This window comes from Streptomyces cinereospinus, from assembly GCF_042430725.1.
In the GTDB taxonomy this organism is placed as follows: Bacteria; Actinomycetota; Actinomycetes; order Streptomycetales; family Streptomycetaceae; genus Streptomyces; species Streptomyces cinereospinus.
Genome location: NZ_JBHMCY010000182.1, coordinates 1 through 1,359, shown reverse-complemented (window position 1 = coordinate 1,359; position 1,359 = coordinate 1). Strand labels below are relative to the sequence as shown.

Here is a 1,359-nt window from a genome sequence, read left to right as displayed (position 1 = left end):
ATGAGGACTCAGCTCGCTCGCGGCCGGCGCGGCCGCCGCCCTGACGGCCGGATCGGCGAAGTGCTCCTCAAGGGCGATGATTTTCAAGGGGGTTGCACCTTTCGTCACCGCTGCCGGGCGACCCGGCCGGCGGTTGTCCTCGTTCGGTCAGGCGGCGGTGTATTCGATGCCGGCGCACCAGACCCGTTCGATGGTGCGGGTGGCGCGGATGTCGGCGACCGGGTCGCCGGACAGCAGCACCAGGTCGGCACGCCTGCCGGGGGCGATGACCCCGCGGTCGGTGAGCCCGAAGTGCCGCGCGGGCAGCACGGTGGCCGCGCGCAGCGCCTCCACGGTCGACAGGCCCGCCCCGGTCAGCAGTTCCAGCTCACGGTGCAGACTCTCCCCGAACGGCGGCCTGGCAGGCACGCCGACCGCGTCGTTGGCGTCACTGCCGGCCAGGATCGTCACACCCGCCCGGTGCAGCGCGGCCACGCTCGCACGAGCCGCCTCGTAGGACGGCCCGGGCCGGCCGGGACGGCTCACACTGGCCACGATGGCCTCCATCATCGCCAGGGTGGGACTGATCACACGGTCATCGGCACGCGCCCGCGCCACGTCCTCCGCGCTCAGCGGCTGGTCCAAAGGCGCATGCGTGAGGATGTCGGCACCCGCCAGCTGCGCCATCCGCACCGTCTCCAGATTCGGGGCGTGGACGACCGTGCGCATGCCCTGCCGGCGCGCCGCGGCCACCAGCGCGTCCACGGTCGCCTGATCGAACCCCGGAAGATCAATAATGATCTTTATGAAGTCGGCACCCTCGGCAAGCCGCTGCGCCACGTACCGCTCGGCGTCACCGGGCCCGCCCACCAGCCCGGACGGGGGAATGTCCAGGTTCTGCGCATGGTGACTGTCGGGCGAGGTCGCACCCACCGTGGCACTGCGCACATCGGTCAGCCCCACCCGGCCACGCAACGCGTCGACCTTCGACGAAGGCCACGTACCCATGTCCAGCGCCGTCGTCACCCCGTACGCGGTGAACGCCTTCAGCGTCGCCACATCCGTGAGATGGACATGCGTGTCGATCAGACCCGGCAACAGCACACCACCGCGCCCGTCGACCCTCCGCGCACCACGCGCCTCACCAGCAGCACGCAGCACCGAACCCTCGATGACCACCGTGCCCGGCTCCAGCAACCTCTCACCGTCGAACACCCGCACATCGGTGATCGCGGTCCGCATCGTGGTCGAGTGGGCGCTCAGGGATGACTGGTTGATTGCCACTTTTCTTCTTTCTGCTTGCTTCGAATCGATCTCTGATGGGTTCAGCGCGCGTCCGCGTAGCGGGGCAGCAGCCGGCGTGCGTTGCCGCTGTCGATG

General features: G+C 69.8%; 1 protein-coding gene. It reads right to left on the bottom strand.

The window, feature by feature from the left end; genetic code table 11:
• Window positions 1–147 precede the first annotated feature (147 nt).
• Entirely contained in the window at window positions 148–1,221 is a 1,074-nt protein-coding gene (locus ACFF45_RS35400; protein WP_381351150.1) for an amidohydrolase family protein, read from the bottom strand.
• Window positions 1,222–1,359: the final 138 nt, after the last annotated feature.

Bases quoted from the DNA above. Each gene is read 5' to 3' on its own strand.
- ACFF45_RS35400 (WP_381351150.1), bottom strand. From the start codon at position 1,221: ATGCGGACCGCGATCACCGATGTGCGGGTGTTCGACGGTGAGAGGTTG.